The organism is Gordonia polyisoprenivorans NBRC 16320 = JCM 10675 (assembly GCF_000241325.1).
Lineage (GTDB): Bacteria > Actinomycetota > Actinomycetes > Mycobacteriales > Mycobacteriaceae > Gordonia > Gordonia polyisoprenivorans.
Window position 1 is genome coordinate 156844 of the sequence record NZ_BAEI01000001.1, and the last position, 16031, is coordinate 172874.

Sequence of the window (16031 nt, forward strand, 5' to 3'; positions counted from 1 at the left end):
CGTTGCGCCTTTCTGTCCGGCGCACGGTCATGTTGCAACGCACGCCACGAGGGTCTTCTGGGCCGCCTCACGTGCGGACCGGTGAACTTGCGGGTCGGAGTCGTCGAGGCGAACTCAGCGAGAATAGTAGTTGGGCGCCTCGGCGGTCAGGGTGATGTCGTGCGGATGGGACTCCTTGAGTCCGGCCGCGGTGATCTGCACGAAGCGCGCCTTCTGCAGTTCCGGGATCGTGGTGGCACCGGTGTAGCCCATCGCTGCACGCAGGCCGCCGACGAGCTGGTGGATCACCTGGTTCAGCGGACCCCGGAACGGGACCCGACCCTCGATGCCCTCCGGGACGAGCTTCTCCTCCTTGAGGACGTCGTCCTGGAAGTAGCGGTCCTTGGAGTAGGACTTACCCTGCCCGCGGCCCTGCATGGCACCGAGCGATCCCATGCCGCGGTAGCTCTTGAACTGCTTGCCGTTGACCAGGATCAGATCGCCCGGCGCCTCGGCGGTACCGGCGAGCAACGACCCGAGCATCGCCGTCGACGCGCCGGCGGCCAGCGCCTTGGCGATGTCGCCGGAGTACTGCAGTCCGCCGTCGGCGATCACCGGCACGCCGGCCGCCTGACACACCGTCACCGCCTCGAGGATCGCGGTGATCTGCGGGGCGCCCACCCCGGCGACGACGCGGGTGGTGCAGATCGAGCCGGGCCCGACGCCGACCTTCACCGCGTCGGCGCCGGCGTCGACGAGTGCCTGCGCGGCCTCCCGGGTGGCGACGTTGCCGCCGACCACCTCAACGCGGTCGCCGACCTCGGACTTCACCTTGGACACCATGTCGAGCACCAGCCGGTTGTGGGCGTGGGCGGTGTCGACGATGATCACGTCGACACCCGCGTCGGCGAGTGCCATGGCCCGATCCCACTGCGTGTCACCGGTACCCACGGCGGCGCCGACGAGCAGCCGGCCGTCGGAGTCCTTGGTCGCGAACGGGTGCTGCTCGGTCTTGACGAAGTCCTTGACGGTGATCAGCCCGGTCAGTTTGCCGTTGCCGTCCACGATCGGCAGCTTCTCGACCTTGTTGCGCCGCAACAGACCCAGGGCGGCCTCCGCGGAGACCCCTTCCTGGGCGGTGATCAATGGGGCCTTGGTCATCACCTCGGCGACCGGCCGGTCCTGATCGACCTCGAATCGCATGTCGCGGTTGGTGATGATGCCGACGAGCTCACCCTTCTCATCGACCACGGGCAGCCCGGAGATGCGATAACGCGCACACATCGCATCGACCTCGGCGAGGGTGTTGTGCGGTGAGCAGGTGACCGGGTCGGTGACCATGCCGGCCTCGGAGCGCTTGACCGTCTCTACCTGGGCGGCCTGGTCGGCGATCGACAGATTGCGGTGCAATACGCCCATGCCGCCGGCGCGGGCCATCGCGATGGCCATCCGGGATTCGGTGACGGTGTCCATCGCCGAACTCACCAGGGGCACCCGCAGGGAGATGTTCTTGGTCACCCGCGAGGACGTATCGGCCTCGCTGGGGATCACATCCGATGCCGCGGGTAGCAACAGGACGTCGTCGAAGGTGAGGCCGAGCATTGCGACCTTGCCGGGATCGTCTCCACCGGTGCGAACGTGGGTCATCGGTCCATGGTATCGGGCAACCGGAGCCACAACCCAATGCGGCGATTCAGCTCACCCGTGACCCCTGTGGAGCATGCGCGTATCGGCCCGTCGAACTGTGGAACCGATGCGGCGCAGGTCACGCGATATCGGTTACGGTGGAGGTGTGCGTGACCACTTGCCACCAGGACTTCCGCCCGACCCGTTCGCCGATGATCCCAGCGATCCCGCGTCGGCGTTGGACTCGATGGAGCCCGGCATCCCCCTCGACGAGAACGAGCGGGTCGCGGTCGAAGAGGATCTCGCCGATCTGGCCGTCTACGAGGCACTCCTGGCCCATCGCGGGGTCCGTGGCCTCGTCGTCGTGTGCGAAGACTGCCACGAGGACCATTACCACGACTGGGATATGTTGCGCGCCAACCTTTTACAGCTTCTGATCGACGGCACCGTGCGTCCGCACGAGCCCGCCGTCGACCCCCGCCCCGACGACTACGTCACGTGGGACTACTGCCGCGGGTACGCCGACGCGCACAACCACCTCGGCGACGAACGCTGAGCTGATCGCTCAGGCGTTCCGGTCGGGTGGTGTCGGCCGGCCCCCGCAGACGTCGATGAGGCAGACGTCAATGAGGCAGACGTCGATCAGGCAGGCGGCGATCAGCCTGCCGGCGTGGTCGTGGTGGTCGTCGCCGTCGTCGGTGGCGGTGAACTGGTCGTCGGCGTGGTCGTCGGTGTGGTGGTCGGCGTCGACGACGGCTCCGAGGGAACGCTCGTCTGATCCGAGGTCTGCGGAGCACTGGTCTCGGTGCCACTGGCATCGGGAGCCGTGGTACCCGGACGCTGCGACGTGGGCGCAGCGGGTGTGCCCGACTCGTCGGACTGCAGCCGGGTGATCCACTGATTCATCTGATCCCGGGTTTGCGAGTCGCGTACCGGGCCCATCTTGGTCTGCGCCCGCGCGATGAGCTGCTGCGCCTGGGTGACATCACCGGAGGCGAGTGCCGCCTCGGCCTGCTCGAGATCCGAACGCACGTCGTAGGCGGCCTGCGTCTCCGACGCGGCCTGTGCGAACACGACCTTTTTGACACCCCACAGCGAGTCGCCCGGCTGGGCGCCCTCGCTCACCACGGTCAGACCGGCTGCGGCGACCACCGCGATCGCCGCCGCACCGGCGACGACGCGCAGCGAGCGCACCACCCTGCCACCGCGACGTGCACCGGAGCGCGCCGCCATCGCGCGCTCGACCTCGGCGACACCGGGGATCGGCGGTGCGGGCTCGGAGAGAACCTCGTGGCGCCAACCCGACAGCAATGCGGCCAACTGATACTCGGTGTCGTCACGGGTGGGCGTGGGCACGTCATGGGAGAGCGCGTCGATGAATGCGTCATCGAAGTGCACCTGCCGCAGGTCGATGTCGGCTCGTCGATCGTTGTCGTCGGGTGCACCGGAATGGCCGTGGCCACGTGGTGCATGTGGCCCGACACCGGAACCCGGAACGCCCCCCGACGGCTGCGGGCCCGGCATGGGTCGACGCCGGTCATGCTCGTCGTTCATTGCGTCGTCCACCTGCCTTCCTCAGCTCGTCTTTCAGTTTTGCCAGCGCTCGATGCTGGGCGACGCGCACCGCTCCCGGTGTGCTGCCGACCGCGTCGGCGGTCTCCTCCGCGGACATCCCGACCACCAGTCGCAACACGAGGATCTCGCGCTGCTTGTCGGGTAACACCGACAGCAGTTGTCGCATCCGTCGGCTGGCATCGGAGTCCAATGCCATCTCCTCGGGCCCGCCGAGGACCGTGGTGACATCGGGAACCGCCTCCACCGGATCGGCCTTGACCCGACCGGCAACCCGCATCGCGTCGGCGACCTTGTGGGACGCGATGCCGTAGACGAAGGCCATGAACGGTTTGCCCTGATCCTCATATCGGGGCAGCGCGGTCATCACCGCCATCAACGCCTCCTGCGCAATGTCATCCGCGGAGAACAAGTGGCGCTCTCCGACTCCGATTCGCCCTCGGCAGTAGCGCAGGATGGGTTCATGCACACTCTCGAGAACTGACGTGAGAGCCACGCGATCGCCCTGCCTCGCGGCGCGGACGGCGGCGTCCAGCTCATCACCCGTCAGTTTCATCGTCAGTCGAGATCCCCGTGTTACATAGTGTGTGGCGGACCTCACCTGGTCCGTTGCGGTGCCATGACGGCCTGAACAGCGGTGCCGCCCTGCGCGGGGACTGCCATGCGGGCGCGGCGAACCCCAAATACCTTAGCGATCGTTCGCCGACGTCACGAACGGCATGCCGCGCTCCATCAGCAATCGATGCAGATCGATGACGGAGGCGCCGGTCGAAGGCGCTGGACCGCCGGGTCCCGAATCCGGGGCGTCGCCGAGTCCTTGTAACAGCGATGACGCTGCCCAGCACAGGGGAAGCAGGCCCGCCTCGGCCGCCTGATCACGCACCGTCGAGGCGTCCTGTCGTGCGTGCTCGGTCTGCCCGGCGCCGGCGCGCGCAGCCGCGAGGACCAGCCCGGTCTTGATCCGATGGCGCTCGCTTCCATGGTCTGCGCGGTCGGCGAGCTGTGCCTGCGCTCGCTCGGCGACCTCGACCGCGTGCTTCGCGTCGCCGGTGTAGAGAGCCCACTCCGCACGCACCCAGAGCAATCGAAGCCGGCACCGGGCGTCGGGCAGCCATGGACCCTCGCCCAGATCCTGCGGCCGTCCGAGGACCACATCGGCCCGTTCGAGGAGTCGATGCGACACACCGAACCGCAGCAACCCCAGATTGTCGGCGGCGAGATTGACGAGAGTGTCGGCCAGGGCGGCGCGAGTCCACCTCGAGTCAGCGTGCCGTGGCGACGACCCGGCGGCATCGACGTATGCCAGCGCGCGCGAGTCCAGGGCACGCGCGTCGCGGTGACGACCCGACTGCCGGTACAGCGACGCCGCGGTGCTCGTGGCGAGTGCCGCCATCGGACCGTCGCCGGCACGCCGGGCGTCGGCCACCAACTCCGCCAGCGCGGTCAACGCGGCCGCCCCGTACCCGAGCCCACCGGTCTCGACTGCCGTACACCACCGCCGCACGCGCTCATCACCAGCGAAAACGTGTCCGGCGTCACCGTCCGGCGTCCCAGTTAGCATGAATTTAACTCGGCGACACAATTGTTAAAAATCTCGGTGGCATCAACGGTCGATGACGTGACGGTTTCCGTCAGGTTAATCGAATATCTTGGCCGCTCGTACCGCACCATTTCTCCACGCCCTCCCATTTCCTTCCGGATACGCCAATACGCACTGCTCACACCGCATCTCCGCAGGCCACGGACGCCCCCGCAACACCGGTCGGCACGGCTGTGCTAGCGCCGGGACTCTAGCTAACACTGCGTTAACAATGGCGGAATCTTTTCGATCATTTCCCGCTGATTGACGGTATTGACGTTGTTTCTCAGGCCCGCTTACTGTTCTCTTGCGTCGCCGGAAACGACCACGACAACGACCGTCATGAACTCCAGACCGGCGCCACCGTCGGATCACGTCGCGACTCGACGCCCACAAGGTCCACGCGAGTCCACGCCCTTGCAGAAGGAGATGCTGCCATGCCTGCACCGAACCACCTTCCCGGCCCCAACGCCGACGTCTGGGATTGGCAGATGCACGGCCTGTGCCGTGGTGTCGAATCGTCGATGTTCTTTCATCCCGACGGCGAACGCGGCCGGGCCCGGGCACAGCGTGAACGGCGCGCCAAGGAGATGTGCCATCAGTGCCCGGTGATCGCCCAATGCCGCGAGCACGCACTCGCGGTGGCCGAACCGTACGGCATCTGGGGCGGGCTGTCGGAATCCGAACGCAGCATGCTGATGAAGCGCGGTGTCGGACGCCGTATCGCGAGCTGAACGCGCACCAACCACCGCCGGGGCGCAACGACCTCCCCGACACCCCTCTCACCACATGACGATGCCGGGGTGGTCACCCTTGTGGTGACCACCCCGGCATCGTCGTGAAGAAACCGTCGTGAAGAAGACCGACCGTCAGTGCGCGTGCCCGTGTCCGTGACCGGCCTCGGCGGCCTGCTCGGGCTTGTCGGTGACCGCGGTCTCGGTGGTGAGAACCATCCGGGCCACCGACGCGGCATTGACGACCGCCGAGCGGGTGACCTTGACCGGGTCGATGATGCCCTCGGCAATGAGATCGCCGTAGGTGAGGGTGGCGGCGTTGTAGCCCTCCCCCGCACCGGACTCGGCGACGCGATTCACCACGACCGCTCCGTCGACACCGGCGTTGGTGGCGATCCAGAACAGCGGCGCCTTGACGGCCTCGCGAACAACCCGCACGCCGAGCGCCTCGTCGCCGGGCAGCGAGTCGGCGAGAGCGTCGAGCACCTTGGCGGCCTGCACGATGGCCGAACCGCCACCGGCGATGATGCCCTCCTCGACGGCGGCCTTGGCCGCGGCCACCGCATCCTCGACGCGGTGCTTGCGCTCCTTGAGCGCGGTTTCGGTGGCCGCCCCGACCCGGATCACCGCGATGCCACCGGACAGCTTCGCGAGCCGCTCGGCGAGCTTCTCACGATCCCAGTCGGAATCACTGTTCTCGATCTCGCGACGCAACTGGGCGGCGCGATCGGCGATCGCGTCCGCGGTCCCGGCACCCTCGACGATCGTCGTGGTGTCCTTGGTGACCACCACGCGCCGCGCCGACCCCAGCAGGTCCAGCTCGGCGGTCGCCAGGCTCAGCCCGATGTCGGAGGAGATGACGGTCCCGCCGGTGACCACGGCGAGATCCTCGAGGAACGCCTTGCGACGGTCGCCGAAGAACGGGGCCTTCACCGCGACGGCCTTGATCGTCTTGCGGATCGAGTTGACCACGAGCGTCGACAGCGGCTCGCCCTCGACGTCCTCGGCGATGATCAACACCGACTTGCCGGCGTTGACGATCTTCTCCAGCAGCGGCAGGAAATCCGGCAGCGAGCTGATCTTGTCGCGGTACAACAACACCAGCGCGTCCTCGAGAACGGCTTCCTGTGCGTCGGCATCGGTCACGAAGTACGGCGACAGATAGCCCTTGTCGAACTGGACACCCTCGGTGACATCGAGTTCGGTGCTCAGGCCCGAACCCTCCTCCACGGTGACGACACCGTCGACGCCGACAGTCTCCATCGCCTTACCGACCATCTCGCCGATCTCGGCGTCCCGCGAGGACACGGTCGCCACCTGCGAGATCGCCTTCTGCCCCTCGACCGGCGTCGCCGTCCGCAACAGTTCGGCGCTCAGGGCGTCGGCAGCCTTGCCGATGCCTGCGCCGAGCGCCATCGGACCCGCACCGGCAGCGACATTGCGCAGACCGGCCGAGACGATCGCCTGCGCGAGAACCGTCGCCGTGGTGGTGCCATCCCCGGCCACGTCGTTGGTCTTGGTGGCAACCGACTTGACCAGCTGCGCACCCAGATTCTCGAAGGGATCTTCGAGATCGACGTCACGCGCGATCGTGACACCGTCGTTGGTGACGCTCGGCCCGCCGAAAGCCTTGGCGAGCACCACGTGGCGGCCACGGGGCCCCAGCGTGACCTTCACCGTGTCGGCGAGTTGATTGATGCCGCGTTCGAGCGCGCGGCGCGCCTTTTCATCGAATTCGATCTGCTTGGACATGAGTTTCTGTACTTTCTGCGATCGCTCCGCGAGTCGCGGGTGTTCGCGCCTCAAGTCGCCGCACTTCGTCGTCGCCGGCTTGTCGCTACGCTCCTCGCCGGCTCCTCCTGCATCGCGGCGCGGCGCGAACACATGGGGGAGCGGCAAACGCACGAGAGATAGGGAGTGATGCGCGAACAGGTGGTGGGGGTCGGGAATGGAGCGTTCCGTGTGACCGATGCGGTCAGGCAACTCCGCCCCGGTGACCCAAGGGGCACCGGGGCGGAGAGAGGTTCACGAATTCTCGTGTCGCTCCAACGCGTTGCGCTCTTACTTGCCGATGACCGCGAGCACGTCGCGCGCCGACAGGATCAGGTACTCCTCGCCGGCGTACTTGATCTCGGTGCCGCCGTACTTGCTGTAGATGACGGTGTCGCCTTCCTTGACGTCGACCGGGACACGGTTGCCCTGCTCGGTCACCCGTCCCTCACCGACTGCGATGACGGTGCCTTCCTGCGGCTTCTCCTTGGCGGTGTCCGGGATGACCAGACCCGACGCGGTGGTCGTCTCGGCCTCGACGGCCTGCACCAGGATCTTGTCCTCAAGCGGCTTGATGTTCACGCTCGCCACGATGTCAGTCCTCAACTTTCTCGTTCGAGAAGTGGATGTACTTGTTGCAGTTGACCTGCATTGGGGGGCTCTGCCACAAACCTCGTCGTCGCGGGTGCCGAGGTTCACAACACAGTGCCTATTGGCACTCTATACATGCGAGTGCCAGCACTCAAGGGCGGCGGGTGCAAAATTCTCAGCAGTGGGCACACGGCTGCGGAACGGACACCTCCGCCACCGCTGCGGCCGGCGATGCGGCAGGCTCGTCCCTCGGCTCGCCCGACCGCCCTCCACCCGCGGCGGCGTCGCGTCGACCGAACCAACTCACCGCCACCGCGCCGACCAGACCGATCACCGACAGCGCGCTGACCAGCCAGATCGCCGTGGTCATCCCGCCGAGCAACTCGCCGGGTCGATTGTGCTCCCCCGAGCTGGAGAGCACGGCGGTCACGACGGCGAGCATCACCGCCCCGCCGATCTGCACGCTGGTGTTGACCAATCCGGACGCGAGCCCCTGCTCGTCGTCGTCGACGCCCGCGGTGCCCTGAGAGGTCACCGACGGGAACGTGAGCGCGAAACCGATGCCGAGCAGGATGATGGTCGGCAACAGGAAATCCGCGTAGGCCATGCCGGGCTGGGCTCGTGCGAACCAGAGGTATCCGCCGAGAAAGGCCGCAAATCCCAGCACCATCAGCAACGGGGTGGGCACGCGGTCGAGTACCCGGTCCATCCGGGTCGCGCTGGCCGCGACGATCAACCCGGCCGGCAAGAAGCCGAGGGCCATGGCCAGCGGGGTCCAGCCGAGCGAATCCTGCAGGTAGAGGGTGACGACGAACTGGAAGGCGACATACCCGCCGAACATCAGCGCACCGGAGATGTTGGCGTGTACCAGCAGGTACGACCGCAGGATGCCCAGTCGCACGAGCGGGTGTCGGTGCCGGATCTCGATGACCAGGAAAGCGACGGCCAGCACGGCCGAGGCGACGAAGGTGCCGATGGTGGCCGTCGACGCCCACCCGATCTCGGGAGCCCGGACCACCGCGAACACGAGCAGCAGCAGCGCACCCGTGCTCGTCGCCGCACCGAGGACGTCGAACTGCGCCCAGCGGAACGCGACCCGCTCACCGCGCGGGATGACCCGCAGCCCGGCGAAGAACAATCCGATCGCCACCGGTCCCGGGAACATCAGGGTGGCCCTCCAGGACCACTCGGTGAGCAGTCCACCGAAGACCAGACCGAGCGAGAAGCCGCTGGCCCCGCAGACGGTGTAGATGCTCAGTGCGCGGTTGCGCGCAGGCCCCTCGGCGAAGGTGGTCGTGATGATCGACAACCCGGCCGGCACGGTGAACGCCGCCGCCACCCCCTTGATGAATCGCAGGGCCACGATCAGCATGTCGATGTCGACGACGGCGCTGGCCACCGACGCGACCGCGAAGACGCCGAGCGCGACGAGGAAGACCCGCCGCCGGCCGAGGAGATCGCTCACCCGGCCGCCGAGCATGAGCAGACCGCCGTAGCCCAGGACATATCCGCTGACAATCCATTGGAGCTCGCTCTGCCCCATGCCGAGATCGGAGCCGATCGAGGGAAGTGCGACCCCGACCATCGACACGTCGAGCCCGTCGAGGAACAAGGCGCCGGCCAGCACCACGAGCAGAATCCAGGTTCGCGCCGGCCAACCCGATCCGGTCGTGACATGACCGGCCGCCACATGGTCGGCCGGGTCGAGCGGTGACGCGTCGTGCGGCGCGCGCGGCGCCCCCGTGTGTCCCGGCACGGCCGGGGAAACCACCTTGCGATCTGTGAATGCCATGCCGATCACTATATGCATACGCATCTAATGCGTCTACATTATTTGATCTCACATTGTTTTCTCACGCATAAGATGCGGTGGCAGTGATATGCTGCGGCCATGACCACGGCGGCAGAAGGAGACGCGACGAGCGGAGCCGGCGCCGCCAGCGACGACCGTGCCGAGGAACTCGCCGCCGCATGGCACGATCTCTCGGTCCGCTTCCACCGCATCCAGTGCACCCTCGACCGCGAACTACAGACGCTGCACCAACTGTCCTCCAGTGAATTCGAGGTCCTCGAACTTCTTTGGGCCGCAGCGGATCACAGCCTTCGGATGAGCGATCTGGCCGGGCGGGTGCATCTGACGCAGAGCGCACTGTCGCGCGTGGTCGCCCGACTCGACAAGGACGGACTCGTCGAGCGCACGATGTGCGCCACGGACCGACGGTCGGTGTTCGCTGCTCTCACCGACGAGGGAGCGCGACGGTACACCGATGCCCGGCCGACCCAACGTCGAATCCTCGCCGAGCAGTGCGTGACGTGCCCCGAGGTGTCCGGCGGCGGGTTCACCACCACCTGACGCAGCGCTCCGCCGTCACAACTGCGAGACCTGCACGCTCATCCCCGGATCGGTCGCCACCGTCAGCGGTGAGGGCTGCGCACCGCCGGCGATGACGTGGGCGCCGAGCGTCGCGATCATCACCCCGTTGTCGGTGCACCGGCGCTGAGTGGGTACCCGCAGCGTGATACCCGCTGCAGCACAACGTTCTTGCGCCAGAGATCGAATACGCGAGTTGGCCGTCGCCCCGCCTCCGAGCACGAGAGTGTCGACGCCGAGGTCATCGCACGCACGTACGGCCTTGAGCGTCAACACGTCGGCGACCGCCTCCTGAAAGGACGCCGCGACGTCGGCGATCGGTACCTCGACGCCGTCTCGTCGACACTTCTCCACGTAGCGGGCCACCGCCGTCTTGACCCCGCTGAACGAGAAGTCATACCGGGCGTCGCGGGGCCCGGTCATTCCCCGGGGGAACGCGATCGCCTCCCGATCCCCAAGCGCTGCAGCCTTGTCCAGAGCCGGTCCACCAGGGAAACCGAGGTCGAGCAGGCGGGCGACCTTGTCGAACGCCTCACCGGCCGCATCGTCGACGGTGGTACCGAGCTCGACGATCGGCTCGGCGAGATCGGTGACGTGCAGCAGGTGCGTGTGCCCGCCGGAGACCAGCAGGGCCACGCATTCGGGCATCGGTCCGTGCTCCAGCGTGTCGACCGCGACATGTCCGCCGAGATGATTCATCGCATACAGCGGGACATCCCAGGCCAGCGCATAGGATTTCGCTGCCGCCACTCCCACCAACAGGGCCCCGGCCAGACCCGGGCCGATGGTGACCGCGATGGCATCGGGACGATCGATCCCGGCCGCCGCGCGAGCCCGCCGCATGGTGGGCACGATCGCCTCGAGGTGTGCGCGGGAGGCGATCTCGGGGACCACTCCCCCGAATCGGGCATGCTCGTCGACACTGGAGGCCACCTCGTCGGCAAGCAGGACCGCCCGACCGGGCTCGTCGGTGCCCGGCTCCCAGCGCACGATCCCGACTCCCGTTTCGTCGCAGGAGCTCTCGATACCCATCACGATCATGTGTGCTGCCCGCCCTTGCCTGCCGAATCCAGTGTCTCGTCGACGCCGACCCGACCGGAGGCCGACGGACGGATCATCGTGTAGGCGTCGGCACCCGAGGGCTGGTAGTAGCCGCGCCGCACGCCCGACGTCACGAAACCGTTGCGCTCGTAGAGCGCGATCGCGGTGACGTTGTCGACGCGCACCTCGAGGAAGACCGGTGCGTCGACGGAGTCGGCGACCTCGAGCAGCGCATCGAGTAACGCCCTGCCGTAACCGCGTCCGCGATGGGTCGGCGCGACGGCGATCGTGTGGATCTCGCAGTCGAAGCTGCCCTCGGATCCGAGGGTGGAGATACCCGCGTAGCCGGCGACGGCACCACCGAGCTCGTCCCGGGCCGCGAAGTAGCGGTTATACGGCGCGTTCAGCTCTGCCCGGAAAGCCGTTGCCGGCCACGGTGAATCGCCGGCGAACATCTCCTTCTCCAGGGCGGCACAACGGGGGATGTCGCGGTAGTCGAGAGCATCGATGATCGGCGCACCGGTGGTCACGACGCGCCGACCTTCTTGGGTTGCTGGTCCTTTCGTTCCACCGCATCGGGTCGGCGCAGATAGAGCGGAAGGAGCGGCGGTGGACTCTGCCCACCGGTCACCGCGATCGCGGCCGCACCGAGCAATCCGGCGACCGAGGGTACGGTGATCGCCGGATCGTCACCACCCCAACCACTCTGGCGCAGGTGGGCCGCCGACCCGCCGACCGCGTCGACACCCGAGTCGGAGAGGATCTCGGCGACGACACCGGGAGCGCTCACCTCGGGTCCACGCGTGCGGGTGTGCCCGCCGTCGCGGTAGAGCGCCCAGTACACCTCACGGCGGCGCGCGTCGGTGAGCGCGAGCACCGTGGCGCCCGGCGCGCTCACGCGCCCCACATCGTGCGCGATGGCATCGAGCGAACAGACGCCGAACACCGGAATGTCCAGGGCGTCACCGAATCCGGCGCCGGTTGCCATGCCCACCCGCAAGCCGGTGAACGGCCCGGGCCCGGTTCCGACGACCACCGCGTCGATGCCATCGCGGCCGACGCCCGATTCCTCGAGTACCTCGGCGATGAGCGAGGTCAGGATCTCCGCGTGGCGACGCCCGTCGGCCACCGCGCGGACGGCGACCACATGGCACTCGGGAGCCCCGGCCGTCGTCGTGATGCGGCCGATCCCGGTGACGACGGTATCGGTGGCGGTGTCGATCACGAGCACGGTCCGAGTGCGCCCGGTTGGAGTGCTCTCACCCGCCACGGTGCCGGGGGCCGTCTGCGCCGACGTTGACTGCGCCGACGGTGTCGATTCCGGTGTGCTCATCGGTGATTCACCCATTCCCAACTCGCGTGGCGCACGTCGGTGTCGGGGTCGCGGACCAGACGTACCAGCAGATGTCGCTCGGCCAGACGTTCGGCCACCCCCTCGCCCCACTCGACCACCACGACGGCGTCGGCGAGGTCGGTGTCGAGGTCGAGTGCGTCGAGTTCCTCGAGCCCCCCGAGCCGATAGGCGTCGACGTGAATCATCCCGGGCCGACCGGCCGAGGTCGGCCGGTGTTCGCGCGCGATGATGAACGTCGGTGAGGAGACCGGACCGGCGACGTGCAGCCCTCGCCCGATGCCGCGGGCGAGGGCGGTTTTGCCCGCACCCAGTGGTCCGTCCAGGATCACCAGGTCACCGGCCGAAAGTCCTTGCGCGAGTTCCTCTCCGAACATCTCGGTGTCGGCGACGCCCGGGAGATCGCGGGTCTGCGGTCCGCTCATGCGCGCAGCCTCCGCTGCCACCAGCGACGCCGCGGAGCCGGGCGGGCCGGACGCGCACGGTCGACGAGATCGGCGATCGCGTCGGTGACGCGGTCGGGCGCCTCCATCTGCACCATGTGCCCGGCGCCGTCGACCACCTCCATCCGCGAGTCGGTGCCGAGTTCACCGTAGAGCTGCAGCGAATTGGGCAACGGCGTCATCCGGTCCTCGTCGCCGCATACGACCACCGAGGGCACCTGGGCGATCACCGGAACACCCATCCACTCGTCATGACGCTCCAGCGCGTTGAGGAAGTTGACCACGGTCACGATGGGCGTGTTCTGAATCATCTTCTCCACCGCCCGCCCGGCAGCCGGGCTGTGGAAATCCGGGCCGAAGCTGGCGGCGACGAGCACCGGCTCGAGGAGTAGCCGGGTCAGGTCGCGGCCCGCCTCGATGACCCGCGGGGTGTTGCGGGCGGCGACCGCGAACCCGTCGAGCAGTGGATTGCGCAGTCCCCGACCGAGTCCGGCCTCGGTCAGACCGCTGGCGGCGGTCGCCACGAGCGCCACTCCCGCGATCCGGCCGTCGGCGGCGAAGAGCTGCGGATACCGCCGCGCCAGCGCCATCAGTGTCATCCCGCCCATCGAATGCCCGACCAGGACCACCCGCCCCTCGGGAGCCGTGGCATCGAGGATCGCGACGGCGTCATCGGCGAGTTGCTGCATCGTGCACGTGTCCGCGGGGGCCTCGCCACTGCGACCGTGACCGCGATTGTCGTAGAACACCATGCGAATTCGGCGATCGGCCCACAGCTGTGCCAGGGCATAGCGCTGAAAGTGCCAGCTCGCCAGCCGCAGGCTGAACCCGTGCACGAAGATCACGGTCAGCTCCGGCGTCTCGTCCGGCTCGAGGCCACCGAGGTCGACGGTGCGTACCGCCAGCTGCACGCCGTCGGCCGCGGTCACCGTCGACGCCCGATCCTGGTACATCGTGGTGAAATCGATCCCCTGATAGGGATCCTGGCCCCGTCGGATTCGACGCCGGGTGGCGCTGCGTGCCGCTCCCGCGGCGGCCAGCCCGCCGAGGGTCGCCACCCCGGCGAGTCCGGCTGCCAGGCCGACACGCTCGGTGGAGTTCACCACGTCGCCTCCTGCCGCCGGGATGAGACGTACTCGCGGCGCGCTCGCCCGCCGATCCGTGCGAGGATCTCGTAGTCGATGGTGCCGATCGTCTCGGCCCACTCCGCCGCGGTGGGTCCGCCGCCGACGCCGGTACCGAACAACTCGGCGATGTCACCCTCGCGCACGCCGCCACCGTCGGGGCCGAGGTCGATCACGAACTGATCCATGCACACCCGGCCCACCTGACCGAAGACACGATCGCCGATTCGGACCCGCAACCGTCCCGACGCGAGTCGTGGTACGCCATCGGCGTATCCGGCCGGGATCACCGCGATCGTGGTGTCGCGCTCGGTGGTCCAGGTGTGACTGTAGGAAACCCCTTGTCCGGCCGGGATTCTCTTCACCAACGCCACCTCGGCACGCAGGCTCATCGCCGGGATCAACCCGAATTCACGTCCCAGGATCGGTACCCCGCCGTAGAGGGCGATTCCGGGCCGCACGAGATCGCGCGCAAGGTCCGGGCGGGTCAGTGCCGCAGGAGAATTCGCGATGTGCATGACCTCCGGCGGCGCGCCGAGACGGATCAGGTCGGCGCGCGCCTCGTCGAGGCGCTCGGCCTGCAGCGAGTTCAACGGGTGCTCGGGTTCGTCGCCGCGGGCGAGGTGGCACATCAGCGCTCGTACCCGGACGGCGTCCTCGGCGACGGCCTTCGCGAGATCGTCGGCGAAATCCGCCCATTCCTCCGGCGCCACCCCGCTGCGCCCGAGGCCGGTGTCGAGTTTGACGGTGACCGTGGCCGCGGTACCCCGATCTCGGGCCGCCTCGAGGACGGCCGCGAGCTGACGACCCGACGAGAGTGCGACGTCGAGGTCGGCGTCGATGGCGGCGGAGAAGTCCGCGCTGTTGGTGTGCAGCCAGCACGTGATGTGTTCGGTGATCCCAGCGGCCCGAAGCGCGAGTCCCTCGCCGATCACCGCCACGCCCAGTTCGGCAGCTCCGGCGTCCAGGGCCGCACGTGCCACCGGCACCGCACCGTGCCCGTACCCGTCGGCCTTGACCACGGCGATCACGCCCGTACCCGCTGCCTCGCGCACCACACCCACGTTGTGGGCGATGGCGTCGAGGTCGACGACGGCGGCCAGGGCCGAGCCGTGATGCCCGGAGCCGGGCGGCGGTGAGGTGATCATCGCCGCCCATTGTCCCAGATTTGTGAGGGCCGCCGTGGTCCGGTGTGCCGGCGTTGCCCCCACCGGGCTCGCACATAGCGCACCTTGCGTCGGAGCGCACGCCTCGTGTCCACAGGCGGCGATCTGTCCACACCTGAGGAATTCGCTCATGCCATCGGCCCATCCGGGCACTTGACTGGGGAAAACCCCGTCGCCGAAAGGCCCTTGCGCATGCACGCTCCCCGATTCCACACCCCGCACCCGCCCATGGCACCCGCCACGTCGGCGGCCGGGATCCCAGCCGGTCACAGTCCCCGCCAACCGGCCACGAAAGTGTTGTTACGCGGCGCATGGATCGCCTGTGGCGCGGCCGGGGTCTGCTACCTCGTCGGTGGCGTCCTGTTCATGATCGGCGGCTTGGGCGGCCTCGACGCCGAGATCTCCGGCTCCGGCGGTCGGTGGTGGCGGCCGGTCCTGGTGCTGGCGGCCGTCCACGGGGTGCAAGCGGTCCTCGGCGCGTGGACATCGGTGGTGCTGGTGATCACGGCGTTCATCTCGCGACCCGCGCGACACCCGGCGAAGCCGGATCGAACGGCCCTCCACCACCCGACCGGACCGCTACCCGCGACGAGCGAATTCGTCGGCGCGGCGATCGCGAGTGGTGTGGTCACGATGCCCGTGCTGATACCGGGAGTGTGGTGGCTGCCGTTGTTCTTGTGACCC

At 68.2% G+C, this 16031-nt stretch carries 17 protein-coding genes; 4 read left to right on the plus strand and 13 right to left on the minus strand.

The annotated features are described in order from the left end of the window. Window positions 1–114: 114 nt before the first annotated feature. Complete coding sequence (guaB, locus tag GOPIP_RS00705) at window positions 115–1626, minus strand: IMP dehydrogenase (protein ID WP_006367563.1); 1512 nt, start codon at window positions 1624–1626, stop codon at window positions 115–117. 145 nt (window positions 1627–1771) lie between these two features. On the opposite strand from guaB, the gene GOPIP_RS00710 reads away from it, so the two are divergent. After that, entirely contained in the window at window positions 1772–2161 is a 390-nt protein-coding gene (locus GOPIP_RS00710) for a DUF5319 domain-containing protein (RefSeq protein WP_014359487.1), read from the plus strand. Between the two features lie 101 nt (window positions 2162–2262). Here the strand turns inward: GOPIP_RS00710 and GOPIP_RS00715 are convergent, their stop codons facing one another. The 3 genes from GOPIP_RS00715 to GOPIP_RS00725 all read right to left on the minus strand — a co-directional run bounded on the left by GOPIP_RS00715 (window position 2263) and on the right by GOPIP_RS00725 (window position 4738). After that, window positions 2263–3129: an anti-sigma-D factor RsdA gene (locus GOPIP_RS00715; RefSeq protein WP_006367565.1), complete on the minus strand. Its 867-nt coding sequence runs from the start codon at window positions 3127–3129 to the stop codon at window positions 2263–2265. 13 nt (window positions 3130–3142) lie between these two features. After that, complete coding sequence (locus GOPIP_RS00720; RefSeq protein WP_014359485.1) at window positions 3143–3733, minus strand: sigma-70 family RNA polymerase sigma factor; 591 nt, start codon at window positions 3731–3733, stop codon at window positions 3143–3145. A 132-nt stretch (window positions 3734–3865) separates the two neighbouring features. Then, the gene (locus GOPIP_RS00725; RefSeq protein ID WP_210739049.1) at window positions 3866–4738 is read right to left on the minus strand and encodes a hypothetical protein; all 873 of its coding nucleotides are present in this window, start codon (window positions 4736–4738) and stop codon (window positions 3866–3868) included. Between the two features lie 455 nt (window positions 4739–5193). Between GOPIP_RS00725 and GOPIP_RS00730 the strand changes: the two genes are divergently transcribed. Beyond that, window positions 5194–5490 carry a WhiB family transcriptional regulator gene (locus GOPIP_RS00730; protein WP_006367568.1) on the plus strand — a complete coding sequence of 99 codons (297 nt, stop codon included), beginning with the start codon at window positions 5194–5196 and terminating at the stop codon, window positions 5488–5490. 135 nt (window positions 5491–5625) lie between these two features. On the opposite strand, the gene groL is transcribed toward GOPIP_RS00730, so the two are convergent. The 3 genes from groL to GOPIP_RS00745 all read right to left on the minus strand — a co-directional run bounded on the left by groL (window position 5626) and on the right by GOPIP_RS00745 (window position 9652). Then, the gene (groL, locus tag GOPIP_RS00735; protein ID WP_014359484.1) at window positions 5626–7242 is read right to left on the minus strand and encodes a chaperonin GroEL; all 1617 of its coding nucleotides are present in this window, start codon (window positions 7240–7242) and stop codon (window positions 5626–5628) included. A 309-nt stretch (window positions 7243–7551) separates the two neighbouring features. Next, window positions 7552–7851 (minus strand): co-chaperone GroES, encoded by a 300-nt coding sequence (gene groES / locus GOPIP_RS00740; RefSeq protein WP_006334733.1) that lies wholly within the window; start codon window positions 7849–7851, stop codon window positions 7552–7554. Between the two features lie 175 nt (window positions 7852–8026). Beyond that, window positions 8027–9652: an MFS transporter gene (locus tag GOPIP_RS00745; RefSeq protein ID WP_020171749.1), complete on the minus strand. Its 1626-nt coding sequence runs from the start codon at window positions 9650–9652 to the stop codon at window positions 8027–8029. A gap of 90 nt (window positions 9653–9742) precedes the next feature. Here GOPIP_RS00745 and GOPIP_RS00750 point away from each other — a divergent pair, with 90 nt between their 5' ends. Beyond that, window positions 9743–10204: a MarR family winged helix-turn-helix transcriptional regulator gene (locus GOPIP_RS00750; protein WP_006367571.1), complete on the plus strand. Its 462-nt coding sequence runs from the start codon at window positions 9743–9745 to the stop codon at window positions 10202–10204. A 15-nt stretch (window positions 10205–10219) separates the two neighbouring features. On the opposite strand, the gene tsaD is transcribed toward GOPIP_RS00750, so the two are convergent. From tsaD to alr, 6 genes are read right to left on the minus strand one after another with little or no spacing between them, the layout of a single operon-like run. Beyond that, entirely contained in the window at window positions 10220–11263 is a 1044-nt protein-coding gene (tsaD, locus tag GOPIP_RS00755) for a tRNA (adenosine(37)-N6)-threonylcarbamoyltransferase complex transferase subunit TsaD (RefSeq protein ID WP_006367572.1), read from the minus strand. Then, complete coding sequence (rimI, locus tag GOPIP_RS00760) at window positions 11260–11793, minus strand: ribosomal protein S18-alanine N-acetyltransferase (protein ID WP_006367573.1); 534 nt, start codon at window positions 11791–11793, stop codon at window positions 11260–11262. Before rimI ends, tsaD begins: the two co-directional genes overlap by 4 nt. Next, a complete protein-coding gene (gene tsaB / locus GOPIP_RS00765; protein ID WP_006367574.1) occupies window positions 11790–12596 on the minus strand; it encodes a tRNA (adenosine(37)-N6)-threonylcarbamoyltransferase complex dimerization subunit type 1 TsaB in 807 nt (268 codons plus the stop codon). Before tsaB ends, rimI begins: the two co-directional genes overlap by 4 nt. Then, complete coding sequence (gene tsaE, locus GOPIP_RS00770) at window positions 12593–13039, minus strand: tRNA (adenosine(37)-N6)-threonylcarbamoyltransferase complex ATPase subunit type 1 TsaE (RefSeq protein ID WP_006367575.1); 447 nt, start codon at window positions 13037–13039, stop codon at window positions 12593–12595. Before tsaE ends, tsaB begins: the two co-directional genes overlap by 4 nt. Further along, on the minus strand, window positions 13036–14163 hold the full coding sequence (locus tag GOPIP_RS00775) for an alpha/beta fold hydrolase (RefSeq protein WP_006367576.1): 1128 nt from the start codon (window positions 14161–14163) through the stop codon (window positions 13036–13038). The genes tsaE and GOPIP_RS00775 overlap by 4 nt, the downstream gene beginning before the upstream one ends. Next, window positions 14157–15329: an alanine racemase gene (gene alr / locus GOPIP_RS00780; RefSeq protein WP_006367577.1), complete on the minus strand. Its 1173-nt coding sequence runs from the start codon at window positions 15327–15329 to the stop codon at window positions 14157–14159. Before alr ends, GOPIP_RS00775 begins: the two co-directional genes overlap by 7 nt. Window positions 15330–15539: 210 nt before the next feature. Here alr and GOPIP_RS00785 point away from each other — a divergent pair, with 210 nt between their 5' ends. Beyond that, a complete protein-coding gene (locus tag GOPIP_RS00785; protein ID WP_006367578.1) occupies window positions 15540–16028 on the plus strand; it encodes a hypothetical protein in 489 nt (162 codons plus the stop codon). Window positions 16029–16031: the final 3 nt, after the last annotated feature.